This is a genomic window from Candidatus Kapaibacterium sp., from assembly GCA_025059875.1.
Classification (GTDB): Bacteria; Bacteroidota; Ignavibacteria; order Kapaibacteriales; family HRBIN21; genus HRBIN21.
Genome location: JANXCT010000001.1, coordinates 561,166 through 582,282 on the forward strand (window position 1 = coordinate 561,166; position 21,117 = coordinate 582,282).

At 60.8% G+C, this 21,117-nt stretch carries 19 protein-coding genes and 1 tRNA gene; 15 read left to right on the plus strand and 5 right to left on the minus strand.

The annotated features are described in order from the left end of the window. Positions 1–4: 4 nt before the first annotated feature. Positions 5–244, minus strand: a complete 240-nt coding sequence (locus NZ960_02545; GenBank protein ID MCS7176495.1) for a DUF2795 domain-containing protein — start codon at positions 242–244, stop codon at positions 5–7. 105 nt (positions 245–349) lie between these two features. Between NZ960_02545 and NZ960_02550 the strand changes: the two genes are divergently transcribed. The 4 genes from NZ960_02550 (at position 350) to trxB (ending at position 4,547) form a co-directional block, all read left to right on the plus strand. Continuing rightward, positions 350–1,603, plus strand: a complete 1,254-nt coding sequence (locus NZ960_02550; protein MCS7176496.1) for an insulinase family protein — start codon at positions 350–352, stop codon at positions 1,601–1,603. Positions 1,604–1,668: 65 nt separating this feature from the next. Continuing rightward, a complete protein-coding gene (locus NZ960_02555) occupies positions 1,669–2,382 on the plus strand; it encodes a PASTA domain-containing protein (protein MCS7176497.1) in 714 nt (237 codons plus the stop codon). A gap of 208 nt (positions 2,383–2,590) precedes the next feature. Further along, complete coding sequence (queG, locus tag NZ960_02560) at positions 2,591–3,589, plus strand: tRNA epoxyqueuosine(34) reductase QueG (GenBank protein ID MCS7176498.1); 999 nt, start codon at positions 2,591–2,593, stop codon at positions 3,587–3,589. Then, on the plus strand, positions 3,570–4,547 hold the full coding sequence (trxB, locus tag NZ960_02565; protein ID MCS7176499.1) for a thioredoxin-disulfide reductase: 978 nt from the start codon (positions 3,570–3,572) through the stop codon (positions 4,545–4,547). The genes queG and trxB overlap by 20 nt, the downstream gene beginning before the upstream one ends. 33 nt (positions 4,548–4,580) lie before the next feature. On the opposite strand, the gene NZ960_02570 is transcribed toward trxB, so the two are convergent. From NZ960_02570 to NZ960_02580, 3 genes are read right to left on the minus strand one after another with little or no spacing between them, the layout of a single operon-like run. Beyond that, complete coding sequence (locus tag NZ960_02570; protein ID MCS7176500.1) at positions 4,581–5,465, minus strand: ROK family protein; 885 nt, start codon at positions 5,463–5,465, stop codon at positions 4,581–4,583. After that, positions 5,450–7,327, minus strand: coding sequence for a ferrous iron transport protein B (gene feoB, locus NZ960_02575; protein ID MCS7176501.1), 1,878 nt, complete (start codon positions 7,325–7,327; stop codon positions 5,450–5,452). The genes NZ960_02570 and feoB overlap by 16 nt, the downstream gene beginning before the upstream one ends. After that, on the minus strand, positions 7,311–7,592 hold the full coding sequence (locus NZ960_02580) for a ferrous iron transport protein A (GenBank protein MCS7176502.1): 282 nt from the start codon (positions 7,590–7,592) through the stop codon (positions 7,311–7,313). The genes feoB and NZ960_02580 overlap by 17 nt, the downstream gene beginning before the upstream one ends. A 107-nt stretch (positions 7,593–7,699) precedes the next feature. Between NZ960_02580 and NZ960_02585 the strand changes: the two genes are divergently transcribed. Beyond that, a tRNA-Lys gene (locus NZ960_02585) sits at positions 7,700–7,772 on the plus strand. A gap of 22 nt (positions 7,773–7,794) precedes the next feature. After that, positions 7,795–8,061, plus strand: a complete 267-nt coding sequence (locus NZ960_02590) for a DUF3098 domain-containing protein (protein ID MCS7176503.1) — start codon at positions 7,795–7,797, stop codon at positions 8,059–8,061. On the opposite strand, the gene NZ960_02595 is transcribed toward NZ960_02590, so the two are convergent. Then, entirely contained in the window at positions 8,024–8,911 is an 888-nt protein-coding gene (locus NZ960_02595) for a polyphenol oxidase family protein (GenBank protein ID MCS7176504.1), read from the minus strand. The two genes, NZ960_02590 and NZ960_02595, sit on opposite strands and share 38 nt — an antisense overlap. On the opposite strand from NZ960_02595, the gene NZ960_02600 reads away from it, so the two are divergent. From NZ960_02600 to NZ960_02640, 9 genes are all read left to right on the plus strand, one after another. Then, the gene (locus tag NZ960_02600) at positions 8,886–10,340 is read left to right on the plus strand and encodes an aldehyde dehydrogenase (GenBank protein MCS7176505.1); all 1,455 of its coding nucleotides are present in this window, start codon (positions 8,886–8,888) and stop codon (positions 10,338–10,340) included. The two genes, NZ960_02595 and NZ960_02600, sit on opposite strands and share 26 nt — an antisense overlap. Position 10,341: 1 nt before the next feature. Next, entirely contained in the window at positions 10,342–10,764 is a 423-nt protein-coding gene (locus NZ960_02605; GenBank protein MCS7176506.1) for a Rid family hydrolase, read from the plus strand. Continuing rightward, the gene (locus NZ960_02610) at positions 10,761–15,455 is read left to right on the plus strand and encodes a choice-of-anchor D domain-containing protein (GenBank protein ID MCS7176507.1); all 4,695 of its coding nucleotides are present in this window, start codon (positions 10,761–10,763) and stop codon (positions 15,453–15,455) included. The genes NZ960_02605 and NZ960_02610 overlap by 4 nt, the downstream gene beginning before the upstream one ends. Positions 15,456–15,458: 3 nt before the next feature. Continuing rightward, complete coding sequence (locus NZ960_02615) at positions 15,459–16,139, plus strand: MBL fold metallo-hydrolase (protein MCS7176508.1); 681 nt, start codon at positions 15,459–15,461, stop codon at positions 16,137–16,139. Between the two features lie 53 nt (positions 16,140–16,192). After that, positions 16,193–16,645 (plus strand): LPS assembly lipoprotein LptE, encoded by a 453-nt coding sequence (lptE, locus tag NZ960_02620; GenBank protein MCS7176509.1) that lies wholly within the window; start codon positions 16,193–16,195, stop codon positions 16,643–16,645. Positions 16,646–16,667: 22 nt separating this feature from the next. Then, on the plus strand, positions 16,668–18,119 hold the full coding sequence (locus NZ960_02625; protein MCS7176510.1) for a glycosyltransferase family 2 protein: 1,452 nt from the start codon (positions 16,668–16,670) through the stop codon (positions 18,117–18,119). A 30-nt stretch (positions 18,120–18,149) separates the two neighbouring features. Then, positions 18,150–19,163: a fumarylacetoacetate hydrolase family protein gene (locus tag NZ960_02630; GenBank protein ID MCS7176511.1), complete on the plus strand. Its 1,014-nt coding sequence runs from the start codon at positions 18,150–18,152 to the stop codon at positions 19,161–19,163. 95 nt (positions 19,164–19,258) lie between these two features. Beyond that, on the plus strand, positions 19,259–20,782 hold the full coding sequence (locus NZ960_02635) for a tetratricopeptide repeat protein (protein ID MCS7176512.1): 1,524 nt from the start codon (positions 19,259–19,261) through the stop codon (positions 20,780–20,782). 9 nt (positions 20,783–20,791) lie between these two features. After that, positions 20,792–21,115 carry a DUF3467 domain-containing protein gene (locus NZ960_02640; protein ID MCS7176513.1) on the plus strand — a complete coding sequence of 108 codons (324 nt, stop codon included), beginning with the start codon at positions 20,792–20,794 and terminating at the stop codon, positions 21,113–21,115. The last annotated feature ends 2 nt before the right edge of the window (positions 21,116–21,117 follow it).

The window sequence follows — 21,117 nt, forward strand, 5'->3', positions numbered from 1 at the left end:
AGCATCAGTACTCTTCCCCTTCCTCCTCGTCCTCGTCCAGGTAGTCGGGCGACTGGAAGTCCTCCCACTCCGGCCAGATGTCCTCAATACCTTCGTAGACTGTGCCGTCGTCTGGGAGTTCCTTGAGGTTCTCCAGCACCTGCCACGGAGCACCGCTCCGCTCGGCGTAATCGAGGAGCTCTTCCTTCGTTGCCGGCCAAGGAGCATCCTCCAGCCACGCTGCCAATTCAGGAGTCCAGAACATGTCCGCTCAGTAGAGCTGCCAGACATACTGTGTGAATGGCGGCGAGTTTAGTCGGACAATCGGCCGGCCTTATTGTACCTTTGTAGTTTCGTAGCTGACGGCCAAATGAGGGTGCGTCTTGAGACATCTCGTCTTGCCAACGGATTAGAAGTGCTCGCGGTAGAGCACCGGCGGGCTCCAATCGTTGCCATCGCGGTCCTCTACCACGTTGGGTCCCAGGACGAGCTTCCGTCGCAAGCGGGACTAGCCCACGTTGTTGAGCACTTAGCCTTCGGTACCTCGGCATACCTTGCTCGTGAGGAGTTTGACCAGTACTGCACCGATGCCGGTGGTACCAACAACGCGATGACGACATACAGTTACACGCTCTACCACATGGTGGTTCCCGCTTACCAGCTGCCGCTCGGGCTATGGTTGGAAGCTAGCCGCTTGCGCGGATTGCTCTTCACCGACGAAGAGTTTGCAACGCAGCAGAGCGTCATCTTAGAGGAGCTCAACGAGACCGTTTACAACCAACCCTACGGGCAGTGGCGCGATGTCCAGGCACAACAAGGCTTTGCGCCGGAGTGCTCGTACCACTGGGAAGTCCACGGCGTTCCGGAGTCGGTTGCAGCGCTAACACCGAACGACGCCCGTGCCTTCGTTCGCCACTACTACAGACCCGACAATGCGGTGTTGGTCATTTGTGGCGACGTAGAAGCTGACTACGCCTTGGAATTGGCGCAGGAGGCCTTCGCAGAGATTGAGGCTTGTAGGGAGCCGATTCCCCGTCCCGAATGGAGGGAGTCGTGCCGTCGGAGTGGAGTCCGTGCAGTGGTGGAGGATGCAGTGCCGCTACCGGCAGTCTTCCTCTCGTTCCACTGTGGCGGCTACAGCGCATCGGGGTTCCTCCATCAGCAGGCGCTGGCTGAGGTACTCGGCGGTGGGCGCAGCAGCCGCCTGTACCGCCGACTCCTCCTCGGAGGGGTAGCTGCAGAGACTTCCGCCTTCCTGGATGCCCGCGAGTGGAGTTCGTTGCTGACCTGCTACGGAGTTGCGGCAGGCCCTGAAGTGTCTGCAGAGCAGCTGGAAGAAGCATTATGGCAGACTCTGCATGAGCTCATTGCTCAGGGGATAGCAGAATCTGAGCTGGAGAAGGTGCGCCATCGGCTAATGACAGCCTCTGCGGTCTTACTGCAGAGCCCGTTGGGGATTGCTGAGGAAGTCGCTCTCGGAGCCATGTTCTGGGGCGATCCGGAGCGACCATTCCGGATACTGGACGAGTATGCTCGCATCACTGTAGAGGAGCTGACCGAGGTCGGCCGCAGTATCTTCCGGCCCGATAACGCTGTCACGACAATAGTCCTCCCGCGGGCATAGTCGCGTTCGCTTGTGGGGGACCATTTCGTCTATTTCCGGCAACGGAGTGAGCACTTGGGAGTGGTATGAGGCGACGCATCCTCGTTGGCGCCGCGGTGGGAGTCCTTGGAATAGGAGGGGTCGTCCTTCTGGACCAGCTCGTCGTTCCGGCACTGGTCCACTCCCAGCCGGTGGTTCGAATGCCGTCGGTCGTCGGGATGGCGCTGGAACGGGCGGTGGAGTCCTTAGTGTCACAAGGGCTTGTTGTCCACGAAGTGCGGTATGAGCCTAGTCCGACAGTGCCCGAAGGACGGGTCATCCGCCAAGTCCCATACGCTGGTGCGGAGGTACGACGAGGACGCCGAGTCTACCTGACGGTGAGCACTGGTCAAAAGCAGGTTGTTATGCCGGCACTGGTGGGCCTAAGTGCACGGGATGCACAGGTCCGCTTGCTCAGCTCTGGGCTGCGGCTGGGGGAGATGTTCTACGAGTACAGCGACAGTGTCCCTGCTGGGGCTGTCTTCTGGCAGAGTATTCCGCCAGAGAGTCAAGTTCCAGCGGGGACGAGTGTAGAATTGGGGATCAGTCAAGGGCCACGACCGTCGGTTGCTGTCCCCTCGCTTGTCTCCCTCTCACTGGAAGAGGCGGAACAGATGCTCGTTGAGGCAGGACTGCAGGTAGGGGCGATTCGACTCGTTCCAGACCCAACCTTCCTACCTAACACCGTCGTCGGGCAGGAACCTGCAGCTGGTGTGCTCGTTCCGCCGGGGACAGCTATCTCCTTGACAGTGGCGCGATGAGAAGCCTTCGGCAGATTCGGCCTTCTGTCGTAGAAAGCTCTGTCCGTGAGGCAGCGGGCAGAGTAGAGTCCGTTCTCCCCCGGCTGCAATGGCTGGGTATGGCTGTCGCGGGCTGGCCTTGGAAGACCGAACACGGGGCCAGGTCCTCTCTAGTGGGAGCGGTGCACTGCGCTTCAGAAACATGTGGGCAGGGCCCTGAATGGGTGGGATGGATCTGACTGAACGGCGACAACGGACGGAGCACATCAAGGAAGCAGCTCGACGTCTGGGGTTCTGCGAGGTCGGCGTTGCTCGGGCGGAGCCGCTGGAGGAGGAGTTTGGACGCTACCTTGCTTGGCTTGAGCGTGGGTACCACGCTACGATGGCATACTTGGAGCGTAACGTGGAGCGACGACAGGACGTGCGGCAGATCCTGCTGTCGGCTCAGAGTGTTGTCGTGGTGGCCTACAACTACTATGTTCCGGCACGCCACAAGGAGTGGGAGCATACGCCAAACCGCTTCGGCAAGATTTCGCGGTATGCATGGGGGGAGGACTACCACGACGTGCTCCTCCCCAAGCTGCGAGCTCTTGCGGCGGAGATAGAGCGAGTCTTTCCTGGGGCTGAAAGTCGCGTCTACGTAGACACGGGTCCCGTCCTAGAGAAGGCTTGGGCAGTGCGTGCCGGCATCGGCTGGCAAGGGAAGAACACGATGGTCATTTCTCGCCGCTATGGTTCATGGATCTTCCTGGGAGTGGTGATCACATCCGCCGAGCTAGAGCCAGACGAGCCTATGCGTGACTACTGCGGCACCTGTACGGCGTGCCTTCAGGCCTGCCCTACGGGAGCCTTAGTACAGCCGTACATTCTAGATGCCAGCCGATGCCTTTCGTACTGGACCATTGAGACGAAGCGGGAGCCAGACATCCCTCCGGAGATTGCTGAGCGCATGGAAGGGTGGATCTTCGGCTGCGACATCTGCCAGGAGGTGTGTCCGTGGAATCGCTTCCAGAAGCCGACAGATGACCCTGCGTTTCTACCACGATACGGGCAAACCTGCCTAGAACTAGACGCTGTGCTGTCTATGAGTCCGGAGGAGTTCCAGCAGCGCTTCCGAAGGAGTCCGCTCAAACGTCCTCAGTACGCTGGTATACAGCGCAACGCCCGTGCGTGGAAAGAGGTTGTCTCACAGAGTAGTGAAGTAACCCATGCAAGCGCAGCACCATGAGGTTGCTATCATCGGGGCAGGACCCGCAGGCCTTACAGCAGCAATCTACGCTGCCCGCGCCCGCCTAGACACTGTCGTCTTCGAGGGTCCCCAGCCAGGCGGGCAGCTAACGATCACGACAGAGGTGGAGAACTTCCCAGGCTTCGAGCACGGGATTCTGGGGCCAGAGCTCATGGACATCTTCCGCCGCCAAGCCCATCGCTTCGGTGCGCGGTCTGTGTACGAGACGATCGTTCGGGTGGATTTCCATCGGTATCCGTTCGCTTTGTGGTCGGATGCTGGCAAGGAATACAGTGCCGAGGCGGTCATCGTCGCCACTGGGGCATCGGCCAAGCGGCTTGGCGTTCCAGGGGAGGCAGAGTACATGGGGTATGGGATCTCTGCCTGCGCAACCTGCGATGGGTTTTTCTTCCGTGACCAGCATGTCTACGTCGTGGGAGGCGGTGACACGGCGATGGAGGAGGCACTCTTTCTGACGCGCTTTGCTCGGCAGGTGACGATCATCCATCGCCGGCTCGAATTCCGGGCCTCCAAGATCATGCAGGAGCGAGCGCGGAGCAATCCCAAGATTGACTTCCTCTTGGAGACGGTCGTGGAGGAATTCCTTGGTGAGCAGCGCGATGGGGTGCGTCGCCTGACAGCCATCCGGGTCCGGAATGTCCGGACTGGAGAAGCGCAAGTGCTGCCTGCCGACGGAGTCTTCGTCGCTATCGGACACCAGCCGAACACGGAGATTTTCCGCGGCTTTCTGGAGATGGATGAGCGGGGCTACATCCTAACGCAGCCTGGAAGCACCTACACCAACATCCCCGGAGTCTTCGCCTGTGGCGATGTACAGGACAAAGTCTACCGGCAGGCCGTCACTGCTGCTGGCAGCGGGTGTATGGCAGCTATAGACGCCGAGCGCTGGTTAGAGGCACGCCGCCACGCCACTGTTGCTGCGCAGGCAGCGGTTTAGTGAGTGGTAGCGTTGCAAGTGGTACGCAGGACCTCACGCTCCAGGAGGAGCGGTGTTGTAGCCCATGGCGACAGCAACGGCTCCCCAGAGCGCCGTTTCGTAGTCCAAGCGACTTACGGATACCTCTGGTTGCGGCACAATGCGCAGGTCTTCCTGGAGCGTCGCCTGAGCGACGGGTAGTAGATAGGCTGCTGCGTGCACGGTGATACCGCCTCCGAGTACGATGCGCTTTGGGGCGTAGAGAGCAGCAATGTTTCGTAGTCCGTGTCCTAGAATGCGCCCGACGGTGTTCCAGACTTCTTTTGGAAGCTGGGCAGGTGTACATCCGAAGCGCTGCTGGAGGGCACGTCCAGAGATGAGCGCTTCTAAGCAGTTGGTAGCTCCGCAGGAGCACGTGACCGGATGGGGATCTCCAAATTCGTTGGGCACAACCTGGTGTCCCAACTCCGGGTGGTATCCATCAGCCCCGCGATAGAGCGATCCCTCAAGGAGCAGGGCCCCGCCGACGCCCGTACTGAGGGTCACATATACTAGTGGGCTGTCTCGGACACCACCGAAGTACCACTCGCCGAGGGCAGCAGCGTCTGTGTCGACTTCGATCCGGCAGGGACAGCGGAAGCGCTCTTGGAGTAGCTGACGCAGCGGGACGTCCCGCCATTCGGGCTGGTGGAGGGGTGAGACGGTGTCGCGCTCTCGATCGATTGGGCCACCGATGCTGATGCCAATTGCGGCGATTGGGGCTCCAGCAGAGACCCGCTCGATTGCCTCCATGAGTTGCTTCAGGCCAGTAGCGAGCGACTGTGGGGTGGGAAAACCCTCTCGGTGTATCTCCGCGCCGTCGGCATCGCAGGCGAGAACGAGGGTCTTCGTGCCTCCAATATCCGCCCCGATGTAAACCGGGCCTACGTCAGCAGCCATTGTGCGATCTGGTGGACTGCGAAGCTTAGGCCATATGCGAGCGCGAACGTGTAGACAAATGCCAGTGCTACCCACCACCAGGAGCCGCTCTCCTTGCGGATCACTGCCATAGTGGAGATGCACTGAAGGGCGTAGACGTAGAAGACCAGGACGCTGAGCGCTGTCGGCAGCGGCACCTGCGTAGCGATGATGTGGCGCAGGGTTGTGTCCGCGGCTTCTACGTCGATTGCGTAGAGCTGCCCTAGGAAGGAGATGAAGACCTCGCGAGCGGCGAAGCTGCCGATGGTGGCCACCGTTATCTTCCAGTCGAATCCTAAGGGAGCGAAGAGGGGTTGCAGTGCATGCCCAAGCTGTCCAGCTAACGAGCCCTCCAATTGCAGGCGTTGAGCTTCCAAGACTGGAGTTCCTGGCGGGACATCCACGCGCGGGATTTCTGTGAGGGCCCAAAGGACGAGCGACAAGAGGAAGATAACTGTCCCAGCGGTGCGGAGGAACTCCCGCCCACTGGACCATGTGCGGAGCAGGACAGTGCGCCAGGCAGGCAGCCGGTAAGGCGGAAGCTCCACGAAGAAGGGTGTTTGCATGCCCCGTAGCACCGTGCGTCGTAGTACCCATGCGACGAGGAGCCCAGAGCCAGCTCCCAGCAGATAGAGGCCCATCATGACGAGCGCTTGCAGCGATAGGATGCCGCCGAGGTAGACCGGCGGAATTGCGGCGGCAACGAGCAGAGTGTAGACAGGGAGACGTGCCGAACAGGTCATCAGCGGAATGATGAGCATAGTCGTCAGCCTCTCCTGCCAGGAAGGGATGACGCGCGTGGAGAGGATGGCCGGAATGGCGCAGGCAAAGCCGCCCAGGATAGGGATGAAGGCCCGTCCCTGGAGCCCGAAGAGGCTGAGGAAACGGTCAATGAGGAAGGCTGCCCGAGGGAAGTAGCCGGAGTCTTCCAGCACGGTCAGCACTAGGTACAGCAGCATGATCTGGGGAAGGAACACGACTACTGCCCCCACCCCTCCAAGGAAGCCGCTGGATAAGAAGTTCCGCACAACACCTTCGGGTAGCCAGGCGTTCACCAGGTCTTGCAGCCATCCAATCCCACCTTCTATGGCGTTCATCAAGGGTTGCGCGGCGGTGAAGATAGTTTGGAAGAAGAGCAGCATCACCGCTGCAAAGATGAGCAGCCCCATGACTGGGTGGAGAGCATACTGATCAATTCGCTCAGAGAGGGAGTCGGGCCGTGGGGACTTCAGCACCCGTTGCACAACCTCTCGGGCCCAGCGATGGCGATCCTCCAACGATGCTGTCGGGGCAAATGGTATCAGTGGAATTCCCCACGGTTCCCAGTGCAGCAATGAGCGGCGGATTGCGTCCACACCGATGCCTCGGCGGCCTATGACAGGGAAGACGGGGATGCCCAAGATGTGCTCCAGTTCTTCAGTATCCATCACGCCGCCACGCGCTGCAAGTTCGTCAACCATTGTAACAGCCACAGCAATCGGTCGATGGAGGTGAGCCATCCAGGAGGTCAGCACTAGTCCCCTCTCTAGCTGAGAGGCTTCCACGACAATGAGGAGTCGCTCAGGAGTAGGAGCCTCTGGTACCTCTCCGCGCAGGAGGGCTAAGGCCAGGCGTTCGTCTTCCGTCTTCGGCGAGAGGCTGTAGATGCCGGGAAGGTCTACGATCGTTACCGATTGCCCATCGAGTCGTAGCTGTCCCACCAACGGTTCTACCGTAACCCCTGGATAGTTCGCCGTCCGCTGGCGTAGGCCTGTCAGGGCATTGAAGAGCGTTGACTTCCCGCTGTTGGGTAGTCCTACGAGGGCGACGGTGTGATCTGGGGAAGGTTCAGTTTGCGATGTCATCCGCTGCATCGGGGGTGATAGGGCGGACGTAAATCATAGCTGCTTCATGGAGGCGAAGCCCGAGACGAATACCGCCAACCTCCACCTCAATGCTCCTGCCCAATGGAGCTCTACGCCGTAGGATAACCCGAGCGCCGTAGATGAAGCCCAACTCCCGGAAGCGCTCAACGAACGGCTTAGTACCACTGTATCCACAGACCACCAGAGGTCGGCAGAGGGGAGCGTGGCTGAGTGGAATCTCTGAAGCTGGCATACGCAGTAGCATTGACTTAGACTACAGGCAAAATTAGGAGTGGAGCTGCCAAATGGTAGCTAGCAGTACAGCAGGAGGCGATGGGAAGCCGGCTTGCGTGTGCGTCGTAATTTTGCAGTGCTCCCTTAGCTCAGCTGGTAGAGCAGCGGACTCTTAATCCGCGGGCCGGGGGTTCGAATCCCCCAGGGAGCACGGAGTTGCAAAGGCAGGCTGAATGGCAAAGGCAAGGCGTCCAACACCATCAACTGCGCGAGGGGTACAGTGGTCCTATCCATTGGAGCGTCGCAACTGGCTCATCATCGGGGTGGGGATTGCGCTGATAGTCTTGGGCTACTTGCTGATGTCGGTGGGCATCTTCACCCGCTATGATCACCCGCTGGCGATGGTGGTTGCTCCCATTGTGTTGGTGATTGCCTACCTGGTCGTTATCCCGTACGGCATCCTCAAGCGCTGGTCGAAGCCCCCAAGCGCATCCCAATGAATGCAACCATTCGCCCGGCGGCGGTGCCGTCGCGACGGAAAGAGTGGTAGCGGGTGTCACCGATGGTACAGCCCGGCGAGCTCTCAATCTGTGACTCGGGAATCCCAAGGAGCTGGAGGCGACGGCGAATCTCCCCACGCAAGTCAAGCCGGTAGTACTCTGAACCCACACGCTCTATGCTCTCGGGGAAAAGCGCAGCGACATCGCTACGGACAATGTACCGCTCAGCGGAAGCGCAGGGCGAAAGGTAGATCCGGATCCCAGCGGGAGAACAGCCAGTGCTGAAGAGAGTGCGAAGGCCTTCTTCCACAATCCCTTGGGCGATTCCGCGCCATCCGGCATGGAGAGCGGCCACGACGGGCGGATCTAGGGAGGCCAGCAGTACTGCGCAGCAGTCGGCAATACGCACGCAGAGGAAGAGTCCGGGCTCAGCCGTCACCATCCCATCGCTTTCTGCTATGGGGCTATCGGCTTGGATCCAGCGAACGCTGGCGCCGTGGACTTGCCGCTGAAACTTCAACTGCTCCCAGGTGGCTCCCAGAGTCTCTGCCAGCAGCAGGCCTTCGGGAGAAGGGGTGCTGATAACGTCCACAGAGAAGCCGCGTGGAGGGAAGAGATCGGCCGCTCGGAGTGTGACGCCAGCAACGATGCTCTCCGGGAAGATGGTCGGCTGCTCCAACGGAAGAGAGAGCTGCATAGTAGCTTCGGTGAGGATTGGACAGTTGTAGCAGACGGAAATCGTTGCCGAACGCAGGTAAGCAGAGGCGTTCTGGACGAAGCTCTTATTTTCGCTGTGGTTGAGTCCCGCCGCACGGGTGGGAGTAATGGCAGAGCGGATTCTCAACTTCATTGGCGGGCAGTTCGCGGAGCCTCTCAGTGGGCAGTACTTGGAAAAGTACGAGCCAGCGACGGGCCAGGTGATTGCGCTCGTTCCGGCGTCGGGTGCACAGGATGTTGAGGCGGCTGTCGCAGCTGCACAGCGAGCATTCCCTCAGTGGGCTGCGATGCCGGCGGAGGAGCGGGCGCGATTGCTACTCCGGATTGCTGAGCGTCTGGAGGAGCGGTTGTCAGAGCTAGCCTTGGCGGAGTCCCGCGATACTGGGAAGCCGCTGTGGTTGGCGCAAAGCGTAGACATCCCGCGAGCGGTTCGCAACTTCCGCTTCTTTGCAACGGGGTTGCTCCATGTCAGCACAGAAGCCTACCAGATGGGGCCCGAGGTCCTCAGCTATACGTTGCGTCAGCCCTTGGGGGTGGTGGGCTGCATTGCCCCGTGGAATTTGCCGCTCTACCTGCTGAGCTGGAAGGTGGCTCCAGCCCTGGCAGCAGGGAACTGCGTCGTTGCTAAACCGTCGGAGCTAACTCCGACGACTGCGACTCTGCTGGCCGAAATCTGCCACGAAGTGGGAATGCCTCCCGGTGTGCTGAACATCGTCCATGGTGAAGGGCCGGTAGCAGGAGCGGCCCTGGTAGCGCATCCGGCCGTGAGGGCTATTTCGTTCACTGGGGGGACCCGAACGGGCATGGAGATTGCTCGAGTTGCAGCGCCGATGTTCAAGAAGCTCACGCTGGAGCTCGGGGGCAAGAACCCAACGATCATCTTCGAGGACTGCGCTTTCGAGCGTGCCGTGGCAGAAGCAGTGCGGGCAGCCTTTTCCAATCAGGGTGAAATCTGTCTCTGCGGCTCTCGCATCTTGGTGCAGCGCTCCATCTACTCCCGCTTCCGGCAGGAGTTCGTGGCTCGCGTCCAGGCTTTACGTGTTGGGGATCCTCTGGAGCCGACAACGCAGCAAGGGGCGGTCATCTCTGAGGCGCACCTGCAGAAGGTCCTCTCCTACGTTGAGCTGGCGCGACACGATGGAGGGGTAGTCTTGTGTGGCGGTCATCGGGTGCAGCTCGATGGGCGGTGCCGCGATGGCTACTTCGTTGCGCCGACGGTCGTGGAGGGGCTCAGTCCGCAGTGCCGGGTCAACCAAGAGGAGATCTTCGGCCCGGTGGCGACGCTCATCCCGTTCGACACGGAGGACGAGGCCATCGCCATAGCAAACGCTACCCCGTACGGTTTGGCAGCCGGTGTGTGGACGGAGAACCTGTCGCGGGCCCACCGCGTGGCCGAGGCCCTTGAGGCAGGCGTAGTCTGGATCAACTGCTGGATGGTGCGGGATTTGCGGACTCCGTTCGGCGGGATGAAGCAATCCGGAGTGGGACGTGAGGGCGGGTGGGAGGCATTCCACTTCTTCATGGAGCCCAAGAGCGTTACTGTTGCCCTCTGGCGGGATTGAGATGCGGCAGATCATTATCGCAGAAGATGCTGCGGAACCTGTAGGGCCATACCCGCATGCGGTGCGTGTGGGCAACTGGCTCTTCCTGTCGGGTATTGGACCTCGACAGCGAGGGAGCTCGGAAATCCCGGGGGTTGTGCAGGATGCGGAGGGACGGGTGGTTGACTATGACTTTGAGGTGCAATGCCATGCCGTCTTCCAGAACGTCCACCGCATTCTCCGTGCTGCTGGGGCACGGCTGGAAGATCTCGTGGACGTGACGGCCTTTTTGACGGACATCCGTCGTGACTTTGCAACCTTCAACCGCGTGTACGCTCAGTACCTGGGGCATGTCCAGGCGTGTCGAACTACGGTTGAAGTGCGGGCTCTACCGACTCCGATTGCGATTGAGCTGAAGTGTATCGCCTATCTGGGGGACACATGAGGTGGCTCGGACACGGAGTGCTATGGGCGGCAAGTGCTATTGCGGTCTTAGCTCAACCGCAGGTGGCGTACATGGTGCCGGATATTGGGGCTCCAGGCATGGCGGTGGCCGTAGAGATCGTGGCCTACCATTCGGCTGTCGGGACCCTGGGTCCTGATGGAGTCTACAGCAACAATCCTGGGGATGCACTCCGAGTTGAATGTGCCCGTCCAGCGGACACCGCGCTGCTGACCATAGGTCCTGTGGTAGTGAGTTGGCAGGGGCGGCTGCTGAGCACGGTCATCTTCGTCCACCCGTGGGTTCAGCCGAATAGTTGGCGGTGGGACGAGCTGCGACCGGAGTTCCGCGTCCCGATTCGAGTCACGTACAACGGACGCAGCACTATCGTGGACACCTTCTACGTTGTCCGGCCAACGCCGGTAGGGGTGTACACTGGGACGGAGCGGGTGCTTGGAGAAGGGGGCTTAGGGATTCGCTCTCGACGGGGGGCACTCCTCGTTGATAGTCTCGTCCTGCCAGCAGGCGCAACGTTCCGAGTGTCCGTTGCCGACTGCGATCCCTATACTCCGGGCAACCAAGGCTACTTGCCGTGTGTCCTCATGGCGGTAGGGAGCGTTCGGGGTAGTGGAGGGACGACCATCAGTGTCAGCGCGGAAGGGCCGAACGCTGGACCTGGCGGAGGTGGTGGAGGGGGAGCATTCTGTGATGTGCTCACAGGGACAGCTCGGGGAAGCGACGGAGGCAATGGTTTCACCAGCGGCGGTCGCGGTGGGAAGAATGGGATTGGGGTGGGCCTCAACGAGTACCGCAACTATGGGCAGAGCACGGGTGAGAATGGGGCCAGCCTCAACGGTGTCCCTCCCGGAACGTCGCCGCAGTACGAGTCTGCTGGTGGGGGGACGGGGCATCCATTTGGGCGCTCTGGGGAAGGGTGCCGGGACGGCGGTTCATGCAATCCTAGCGGTGGATATGGTGGCGGGAGCGGCTATCAACAGCGGCAGGCTGGAGGTGCCGGAGGCTATGCTGTCCGAGGCCAGAGCTCTGGCGGAAACAATGGCGGCTACGAGCATGGAAATGCCTGCCTCGTCCCGCTTGCGGGGGGCTCTGGTGGCGCCAGTGGGAATCCCCAAGGGGTGAATGTGTGCTCGGGGACGGGTGGTGGAGGTGGTGGAGCCTTGTGTGTCGTGGCACCGAGTATCCAGGGGGTTCGGTTTACTGCCGACGGGGCTCCTGGGGCGCTGACGGGATCATCGGCCGCTGGGCCGGGGGGTGGTGGATCGGGAGGAGCTATCCACCTCTGTGCGCCTAGGGGTTTTTCAGACGTTGCGATTAGTGTTGCAGGTGGGGCCGTGACTGGAGCTCCAGCTGGTGGGGCTGGCCGGGTGCGGCTGGATGGTAGGGCGAGCACAACGGTTTTGACTACCCCAGCAGCCGCCACGCGGTTTGTCGGTCCGAGCATCTTCCCGCCACCACCGCAGCCTCGGCAAGCGGCACGCGTCAATGGTACGGGTAACGGCAACGACATTGTGCTCTACCGCAGGTCTCTCCGGGGGACATGGGAACCTGTCGATACGCTGACCGGCTACGGGGAGCAGTGGAGCGCTAGTCTCTCTCTGCCAGAGCCGGACACGCTCTTCTTCCTCGTAGCGCTCCAGCGGATTCCTAACCCTTCGTCGGCACAGTATGCTGCAGAGCCGTCGTGGGTACTGTCGCCGAGCAGCGCTTGCCTGGTAACGGTGGCCCGTCTGCCGCGGCTTGTGGCGCCAGCAGTTCGACAACTGGACACAGCGCTCTGCGTAGGCCAAGAGGTGTGGGATACTGTACGAATCGTCAACGCGGGCGAAGGGCCGATAGAGCTCACGGCGGCATTCTTTGCTCGTGGAGACCAGGGATTCCGTCTGGTAGCACCCCCGGCGGGGTGGTTTCCACGAACGCTGGCGCCAAGGGATACTGTGCGGCTCATCGTGGCCTTTCAAGCGCTGGCCGTTGGCGTCTTTCGGGATACCCTCATCCTGGTCCATACGGACACCCTCGTGAGCGGTTCCCCATGGCGCATTCTGTACCAGGGGGTGCGAGATAGCCTTTCTTTCTTGCTCACCGATGGCGCTGCTCCAGTGCGCCGGCTGGACTTCGGCACTCTCTGTCCTGGAGAGCAGCGCACAGCGAGGATAGTGATCCGGAATACTGGTCGGCGTCCGCTCCAATTTGCCCCACCGTGGGTCTCAAATGCTGCTCAATGGGACGTTTCGCCACCCTCGGGGTTTACCATAGCACCTGGCGAGCAGCGGGTTGTAGACGTGCATGCCAGAATGAGCTCTATCGGAGTGGTGCGGGGATTCCTGGTTGTCTCTGCTTACGAGTGTTCGCAAGCGGACACCGTAGAGCTGAGTGCCTATGGACTGCAGACACGGCTAGAGTGGCACGGATCGGGGCAGTTCGGCTTCGTTCGGGTGGGCAGCACCAGCGAGCTGACCGTTACGCTGCGGAACGTTGGATACTCAGCGGCACGGATTCCGAGGATATCCCCACTGCCGGCTCCTTTCGAAATCGTGGAGGTCCAGCCAGTAGTGCCGGTGCTGCTGGCACCGCAGCAGGAGCTGAGGGTCCGCATCCGATATGCACCCACAACGCTCGGTAACCACGTTGCGGAGCTCGTTGTGATGGCTGAGCGTGCAGACTCTGCATGTCCAGATACAGCACGCTTACTTCTGAGCGGCACGGGAATTCGGGTTGGGGCCAGGGCGCAGCCCTCGGTGGTGGATTTCGGCGTTGTCAGCCACTGTGAGTCGCCGTTAGACACGATATGGGTCGTGAACATTGGGAGCGCACCGTTAGAGCTCCTACGCCCAGCACAGGTAGTGGGTCCGCACGCGGCCGATTTCGTTGTTGTGGTGCAGCCGAGTCTGCCGTACCGCCTTGCTCCTGGGGATTCTGTTGCCTATGGAGTGCAACTGCTACCTGGGGCACAGACTGGGGTTCGCTCCGCACAGGTGGTGCTCGTAACAGATGACACCGTGGAGCCGTACGTAACGGTCAGTCTCCGAGCTGAGCGGGTGTCGCCGTTTGTCGCCGTGCCGGCTGCGATTTCTCTTGGGACTCTGCGACAGGGACAGACAGTGCAGATGCTACTACAGGGACGGAACCTCCTGCTTCGCCCGCTACGAGTAGAGGCAGTGCTGAGCTCGCATCCAGACGTCAGCGTCTCGCCGACTTCGGCGGTCATTCTAGCTTCAGGGAGCTACGATTTCACCGTCACCGTGACGCCACAGCGCCTTGGCGTATTGGAGGCAGAAGTTGCCTTTGCACTCGCTGAGCTCTGCCCAGATACCCACCGTGTGCGTCTCTACGGAACGGTGACGGGTGAAGGGGTTGCGTATAGTCCCCTGCTCGACTTCGGAACGGTGGCTTTCTGCCAGGAACGATCAGATACGCTCGTGCTGAGTAACGCTACGGCCGATACTCTATGGCTCCTTGAGGCAGTGCTACTGGGGCCGGATGCAGCGGTCTTCATAACGGAGCTGCCGCCTCTGCCGATTAGACTGCAGCCCAGAGGCCATGCCCGGTATGCCATCCACTTCCGACCTCAGAGGACGACCGATGGTGATAAGAGCGCACAGCTCCGCTTGACAGCTCGACTTGGGGTCGAGATGCTGCAGCTTACTGTTACCTTACGAGGGCGGCGGGAGACCCCAATATTGAGTGCTCCGCCGCAGGTGCACTTCGGGGGTGTCTTCGCTGGAGCTACCTCCCAGCAGCCGTTAGTAGTGGGCAATCGTGGGGCTTTCCCGCTGCGAGTTGAGAGTATCGGGCTCCAGCAGGGCTCGGCGTTCCAGCTCTTGGCAGCTCCGATGGTGCCTCGGGTGGTGGCGCCAAGCGAGAGTTTGAATTTCATCATCGGATTCCGTCCGCAGCAGCCAGGGGTGTATACGGATACGCTCCGGCTCTCCATCAGCCAGCCGTGTACTGACGAGCGGCTCATTGCCATCACTGGGATTGGGCTAGAACCCGTGAGGGCACGTGTCTGGCTGCCCGATACCCAAGCTACGCCATGGACTCAGGGATTCCGGATCCCGCTCCGCTTTGCCATAGAGCCGCCTGGAGCCCAGACAGGAGTCCGACAGGCAGAGGTAGAGCTAGCGTATGAGCCGACCCTCTTCCTGGTCCGCGGTCTCAGTCGGGGAACCATCCTCCGCCAGGGAATGGCGCAAGGGCTGGCTACCCTGACGATTCGCGTGGAGGGGATTCAGGCGGCTTCACAGGGGGTCGTGACCGAGCTCATCGGCGATGTACTCTTAGGCAGTGCGGAAGAGACTCCGCTGCGGATTCTCAGCTTCCTCTGGGACGATGGGGTGTTAAGTAGCCAGACGCAGCGCATAGACGGTCGCTTGCGCCTCGTTGGCATCTGCCGAGAAGGGGGACCGCGGCTGCTGCGGCCTGTGGCACCGGTGGGGCTGCGGACTACAGCGAGTGCTGGAGAGCTTACTGTAGAGACCTGGGCGGGCGAGCGTGGGGCTTATGTGCTGGGGCTGTACTCCCTGGAGGGGCGCCGACTGGAGCAGCGGCAGTGGTACGAGGATTCGGCCGGAAGCCACGAGCATGTGTGGCACTTCCGGATTGGGGCACCGGGGGCGTACGTAGTGCTCTTTAGGACCCCGTCGGAAGTGCGCTCTGCCCTTGTCCTGGTGCCCTAACCCATGTGGGAGTTTTGGATTCCGGCGGAGAGTACAGTGCACGCTCCAGACTTAATTGCCGTAGAGGCCGGGCCTGCTGCAACGGTAGGCTATCTGCTGTTGGACATTCCGGCAGGGGTGGCGTGCGTGGTGGACGTCCCTATGGGCAGCGCTGAGCTCTTCGTCCGCTTGGCCCAAGAGCGTGGAACTCGGATTTGTCGCATCCTCTTGACACACAGCCATTGGGACCACATTGCGGACGCTGCAGCCCTACAGCGTATGACGGGTGCCTCCATCGCTGTGCATCCGGCGGATGCCTATCGGCTAACTGATCCCGTGGAGCTGCGGCTCTGGCAGCTACCCCTCAGCTTTGAGCCCATAACAGCGCAAGAATGGCTCCAGCACGGCCAATGCGTGCAGTGTGGAACCTCATGGGAGCTAGAGGTTCGGCATACCCCAGGGCATACCGAGGGTGGTGTCTGCCTTGTTGAGCATCGCCGCCGGCTTGTCTTCTCCGGAGACACTCTCTTTGCCGCTAGCATTGGCCGCACGGATCTGCCGGGAGGAGATATGGAGCTTCTGCTCCGCTCGATTACTGACCAGCTCCTGGTGCTCCCGGACGACTACCGTGTCTACCCTGGTCATGGAGGACCGACGACGATCGGGGCCGAACGGCGCTACAATCCCTTCCTGCAGCAAAAATGAGGAGGCCGTCAGAAACTACTCATCGTCGTATCAGCATTCTGTGCCTATGTTGCGTGCTGGCAAGCTGTTACTCCTTCACCGGTGGCAAGCTGCCGGCGCATCTTCAGACGCTGGCTCTCACACCGGTGGTGGATAACTCCGGCTTTGGTGTCCCGATGTACCGGGAGTACCTTACGCAGCGACTCCTGCAGCGTCTGCAGCAGGACGCGCCGCTGCGCGTTGTCATGGATGAAGCTGACGCACGGCTGAGCGTCCAGCTGCAGCAAATCCGAGATGTCACGCAAACGGTCCGGCCAGGCGAGCTAGAACGGGAGCGGCGTGCGGAAGTGACTGTGGAGGCGGAGTTCTACGATGCTGTGCAGCGGCGGGTCCTCTGGCGTAGAAGCTTCACGCGGTATGAGCTCTATGAGGTTGCTGGAGGACAGCCAGCTCGAGACCAGGCTGTGATGCGTTCGTTGGATGCTCTCTGCGACGACATCCTGCTAGCGATCGTCTCGGCATGGTAGGTGCCACAACTGGTGAGGGGGAATGGAGGAAGTGGTGCTGGCTACCTACGTAGGGGCATTGTCGGTCCTCTTTCTGTCAGGCCTGCACAGCCTGGTGATGGTGTACTACCACTGGAAGACGATGCGGCGGTCTACGCCGCCACCACCACCGCTTCAGGACTTCCCCATGGTGACGGTGCAGTTGCCCATCTACAACGAGTGCTACGTCGTGGAGCGGCTGCTGCGGGCTGTCTGTTCCCTAGACTATCCGCGTGACCGCCTAGAGATCCAAGTGCTGGACGATTCCACGGACGAGACCACGGAGCTGCTGGAACGACTCTGTCGGGAGTATCGGGCAGCGGGTTTCCAGATCGAGCACATCCGTCGGGGGACGCGCGAGGGCTACAAGGCGGGGGCTCTGCGCTATGGGCTTGAGCGCGCTCGTGGTGAGTTCATCGCTATCTTCGATGCCGACTTCGTCCCGCGGCCTGATTTCCTGCTGAAGACCCTTCCTTACTTTGCCGATCCGAAAGTTGGGATGGTGCAGACACGCTGGGAGCACTTGAATGCTGACTACTCCTTCCTCACGCAGGCCCAGGCGCTGTCGCTGGACGGCCACTTCGCGATGGAGCAGGCAGTGCGGTACCGGGCCGGCTTTTTTATCAACTTCAACGGCACTGCTGGGGTCTGGCGCCGCTCCTGCATTGAAGCTGCGGGGAATTGGCACACCGATACGCTGGCAGAGGACTTGGATCTGAGCTACCGTGCCCAGTTGCTGGGCTGGCGATTCATCTTCTTGTCCGATGTGACGACGCCAGCGGAGTTGCCGGTGGACATCAATGCGCTCAAGATGCAGCAGTATCGCTGGACGAAGGGCGCTATTGAAGTTGCTCGCAAGCTCTTGCCACGCATCTGGCAGGCCCAACTGCCATTCCGGATCAAGGCTGAAGCCACCGTCCACCTGACGAGCAACATCGTCTTTCCTTTCATCCTCCTGGTGGCAGTGCTCAACGTCCCGGTTGTGCTCATCAAGAACACCGTCCAGGGCTACGACACCTTCTTCACCGCGCTCTCGGTCTTCGTGTTGGCGGCCATTGGCACGTTCCTCTTCTATCTCTTCGCCCAGCGGGCGGCCTACAGGGACTGGCGGCGTCGGCTGCTGCTGTTCCCGGTCTTCTTGGCAGGCAGCATGGGATTTGCTGTCAACAACACACGGGCCGTGATTGAGGCGTTGCTCGGAAAGCGTACGGAGTTCGTGCGGACGCCGAAGTACCACGTTCTCACGCCGGGTGAGCGATGGCACCACAAAAAGTATGTTCCACGGCAACTCCATCCTTCGGTTGTCGTCGAGTTGCTGCTGGGGCTCTACTTCGTCGTTGGGATGGGGATTTCGCTCTACTATGCCGAGTTGGCCGCGCTCCCGTTCCAGGCGATGTTCATGCTGGGCTTTGGTGGGATCGGCATCTTATCGCTCCGGCATGCACGGCTACAGTGAAGTCAGGACCGTGAAGGGCTGAGGTGGCAGATGAAGCTTGTTTCGTATCGACTTGGACCCTGTGTGCGGGCCGGATTCATCAGTGGTGAGCACTGGATCGTTGATGCTGCAGGGGCATACGAAGTTGCCCGGCGGGAGGGATTGGTCCATCGTCTCTTCGCGATGCCCACGCAGATGCTGCAACTCTTGGAGCTGTGGGAGGTAGCTAGCGAAGAGCTGCGTCGGCTCCAGGAGTGGTGTGCGGGGCGCGAAGAGGCTCTTGTTGCCGATGGTTTAGCCTTTGCCCTGGATGAGGCGGTATTGGAGGCTCCGCTCCAGCCACGGTCGCTGCGCGATGGCTACGCCTTTCGGCAGCACGTTGAGGCCGCACGCCGGAGCCGCGGACTGCCGATGATCCCAGAGTTCGACGCCTTCCCTGTGTTCTACTTCGGCAACCACCAGGCGGTGACGGGCCCGGGACCTGTTGCAGTCCAAGCGCGACATCTGGAGCGGCTGGACTTTGAGCTGGAGTGTGCTGTCGTCATCGGCAAGGCTGGTAAGAACATTCCCGCCAGTGTAGCGGAGCGGTTCATCGCTGGGTTCATGATCATGAACGACTGGAGCGCGCGGGAGCTTCAGGCACAAGAGATGAAGCTGAACCTCGGCCCAGCGAAGGGGAAGGACTTCGCCACATCGCTGGGTCCTTGGTTGGTGACGCTGGATGAACTCGCAGACCGGGCCATCCTGACCCCGGATGGGAACCACTACGACCTGGAGATGACCGCACGGCTTAACGGGGAGCTCATCTCCCACGATACGCTCCGCAACATGCGGTGGACGTTCGCGCAGATCATCGAGCGGGCGAGTTACGGGACATGGCTGTATCCAGGGGACGTCATCGGGTCTGGGACGTGCGGCACGGGATGCCTCTTAGAGCTCAACACCACAGGTGGTTTCACCCCTGCTCGGTGGCTACAGCCAGGGGATACAGTAGAGCTCTCGATTGAGCGGCTGGGGACGCTACGGAATACGCTCATGCTGGTGCCGGAGGAGATGGCGCAGTGAACAGGTCTGAGACTACCCCGTCTGCAGGAGCGGCAGCACATGGCGGCCCGATGGGCTTTCGCTAACTTTGTGCTTAGCCAGCAGGTGTTTGAGGGATGAGGAGCCGGTACATGGCACGGCGGTGGGCTATAGCACTTCTGCTATCGGTGCTTGCCGTAGGGCACTTCCACTGTGCGTCCCCAGAGTTCACGACGGCGAAGATTGCGCTCGGACAGCGCGATTACCCCAAGGCACTCCGTAACTTGGAGGCCGAGACGCAGAAGAATCCAAGCAACATCGAGGCGTGGCTCCTCTTGGCGCAACTGCATCGGGAGCACACACGCTCGTACGAAGCGGCTGCACAAGCACTCCAAGGAGCTCGTGCCAATGATAAGACAGGACGGTGGACCACTCAGATTGCTGCCGAGGAGGTTGCGCTGTGGGTTACCGTCTACAACCAGGCTATCGTCCAGTACAACGAAGTAGCGACCGCCCAGTCTCCTTCGGCAGAGCAGCTCCAGAAGACTCGTCAGCTGCTGCAGTTGGCAATTCGCCTAAAGCCAGACGTTCCTGATCCCTACGGTCTGCTAGGGATCGTGGAGGAACTTGCAAGGGACACTGTGGCTGCCTTACAGAACTTCGTCCGCTACCGGCAGCTGGTACAGCCGGAGATAGAGGCCGCACAGAGGGCTGGCGTCACTCTCGGTATGGCCCGCAGTGAACTCCTACGGAGGTTGGGTCCTCCAGCACAGAGCCGCAACATCCTGGCTGAGCAGGACACGCTCTTCGTTGACCTCTGGACCGTTGAGGGGCAGCCACTCTACGTCTTTGCTGCGGCAGTGGACGGGAAGGAGGCGGTCGTGGAAGGGTGGCGATATAGGCCACCGCAGGCGTGGACACAGGCCGAAAAGGAGCGGTATGCTCGGCTTATGGTCCAGCCCCTGGTGAATGCAGCATTGGCATACATGGACCGTGGAGTGCTGGACACAGCCCTCAGCTACGCCCGCGATGTCTTGACCCTCAGCCCAGAAAGCGAAGCGGGAATGGGTCTGCTGCTGGAGATCTACGACCGCCAGGGACGGACCCAAGAGCTCCTGGACCTCCTCCAGCGACTCCGAAGCCAATTTCCGACGAAGACAGCCTATACGCTGCAGTACGCAATCGTGCTGACGAAGCAGGAGCGGTACCAAGAGGCTACAAAGGCCTACGACGAAGTCCTGCAGAGGGAACCGGCAAACGAGCTTGCTCTCTTCAACGGCGCTGTGGCCTACAAGAATTGGGCTGGGAAGCTGCAGCAGGAGGAGATAGAGAAGCGACGCCAGAATCCACGGTACCAAGAGCAGCGCGAGCGCTATGCGCCGCTGCTCCGCCGCTCTGCAGAGCTCTTCGAACGCTACCGTCAACTGCCCGGGAAGCAGGACGAGTTCCTTGTGCTGGAGCAGCTCCTGAACATCTACGAAGTGCTCGGTGAGACCCAAAAGTTGACCCGGCTGGTGGCGGAGCTAGAGCGATTGGAGCCGCTCTATGCCACGCAGCCACGGTACTACGAGCTCTTGGGTGGCTACTACGCCCGCCGTGGCGAGAAGGCGAAGGCAGAGCAGTACTACAACCGCGCTGACCGACTACGCAACCAACAGTGAGGCATAGCAATGGAACACGACAAGTCCAAGCTAGAGCAGCCAACCATCGAGCACCAGATCAACATAGAGCTTGGCGAGCAAGAGGCTCAGGGGATTTACTCCAACCTGGTCATCATCTCGCATTCGATTGCGGAGTTCGTGTTGGACTTCACCCGTGTCCTGCCAGGATTGCCTCGGGCGCGCGTTCATGCTCGGATTCTGATGACTCCGCAGCACGCTAAGCTCTTCTGGATGGCGCTTGGGGAGAACATTCGCAAGTACGAGCAGCAGTATGGGGAGATCCGTGTAGAGCCCCAGCAATCCATGCCCTCGATCCCCTTCCGAGTGCATTGACG

Bases quoted from the DNA above. Each gene is read 5' to 3' on its own strand.
- NZ960_02625 (MCS7176510.1), top strand. From the start codon at position 16,668: ATGGAGGAAGTGGTGCTGGCTACCTACGTAGGGGCATTGTCGGTCCTC.
- NZ960_02640 (MCS7176513.1), top strand. From the start codon at position 20,792: ATGGAACACGACAAGTCCAAGCTAGAGCAGCCAACCATCGAGCACCAG.
- NZ960_02615 (MCS7176508.1), top strand. From the start codon at position 15,459: ATGTGGGAGTTTTGGATTCCGGCGGAGAGTACAGTGCACGCTCCAGAC.
- feoB (MCS7176501.1), bottom strand. From the start codon at position 7,327: ATGACATCGCAAACTGAACCTTCCCCAGATCACACCGTCGCCCTCGTA.
- NZ960_02580 (MCS7176502.1), bottom strand. From the start codon at position 7,592: ATGCTACTGCGTATGCCAGCTTCAGAGATTCCACTCAGCCACGCTCCC.
- NZ960_02570 (MCS7176500.1), bottom strand. From the start codon at position 5,465: ATGGCTGCTGACGTAGGCCCGGTTTACATCGGGGCGGATATTGGAGGC.
- NZ960_02610 (MCS7176507.1), top strand. From the start codon at position 10,761: ATGAGGTGGCTCGGACACGGAGTGCTATGGGCGGCAAGTGCTATTGCG.
- NZ960_02545 (MCS7176495.1), bottom strand. From the start codon at position 244: ATGTTCTGGACTCCTGAATTGGCAGCGTGGCTGGAGGATGCTCCTTGG.
- NZ960_02555 (MCS7176497.1), top strand. From the start codon at position 1,669: ATGAGGCGACGCATCCTCGTTGGCGCCGCGGTGGGAGTCCTTGGAATA.
- NZ960_02635 (MCS7176512.1), top strand. From the start codon at position 19,259: ATGAGGAGCCGGTACATGGCACGGCGGTGGGCTATAGCACTTCTGCTA.
- NZ960_02595 (MCS7176504.1), bottom strand. From the start codon at position 8,911: ATGAAGTTGAGAATCCGCTCTGCCATTACTCCCACCCGTGCGGCGGGA.
- NZ960_02550 (MCS7176496.1), top strand. From the start codon at position 350: ATGAGGGTGCGTCTTGAGACATCTCGTCTTGCCAACGGATTAGAAGTG.
- NZ960_02600 (MCS7176505.1), top strand. From the start codon at position 8,886: ATGGCAGAGCGGATTCTCAACTTCATTGGCGGGCAGTTCGCGGAGCCT.
- NZ960_02590 (MCS7176503.1), top strand. From the start codon at position 7,795: ATGGCAAAGGCAAGGCGTCCAACACCATCAACTGCGCGAGGGGTACAG.
- NZ960_02605 (MCS7176506.1), top strand. From the start codon at position 10,342: ATGCGGCAGATCATTATCGCAGAAGATGCTGCGGAACCTGTAGGGCCA.
- trxB (MCS7176499.1), top strand. From the start codon at position 3,570: ATGCAAGCGCAGCACCATGAGGTTGCTATCATCGGGGCAGGACCCGCA.
- NZ960_02630 (MCS7176511.1), top strand. From the start codon at position 18,150: ATGAAGCTTGTTTCGTATCGACTTGGACCCTGTGTGCGGGCCGGATTC.
- queG (MCS7176498.1), top strand. From the start codon at position 2,591: ATGGATCTGACTGAACGGCGACAACGGACGGAGCACATCAAGGAAGCA.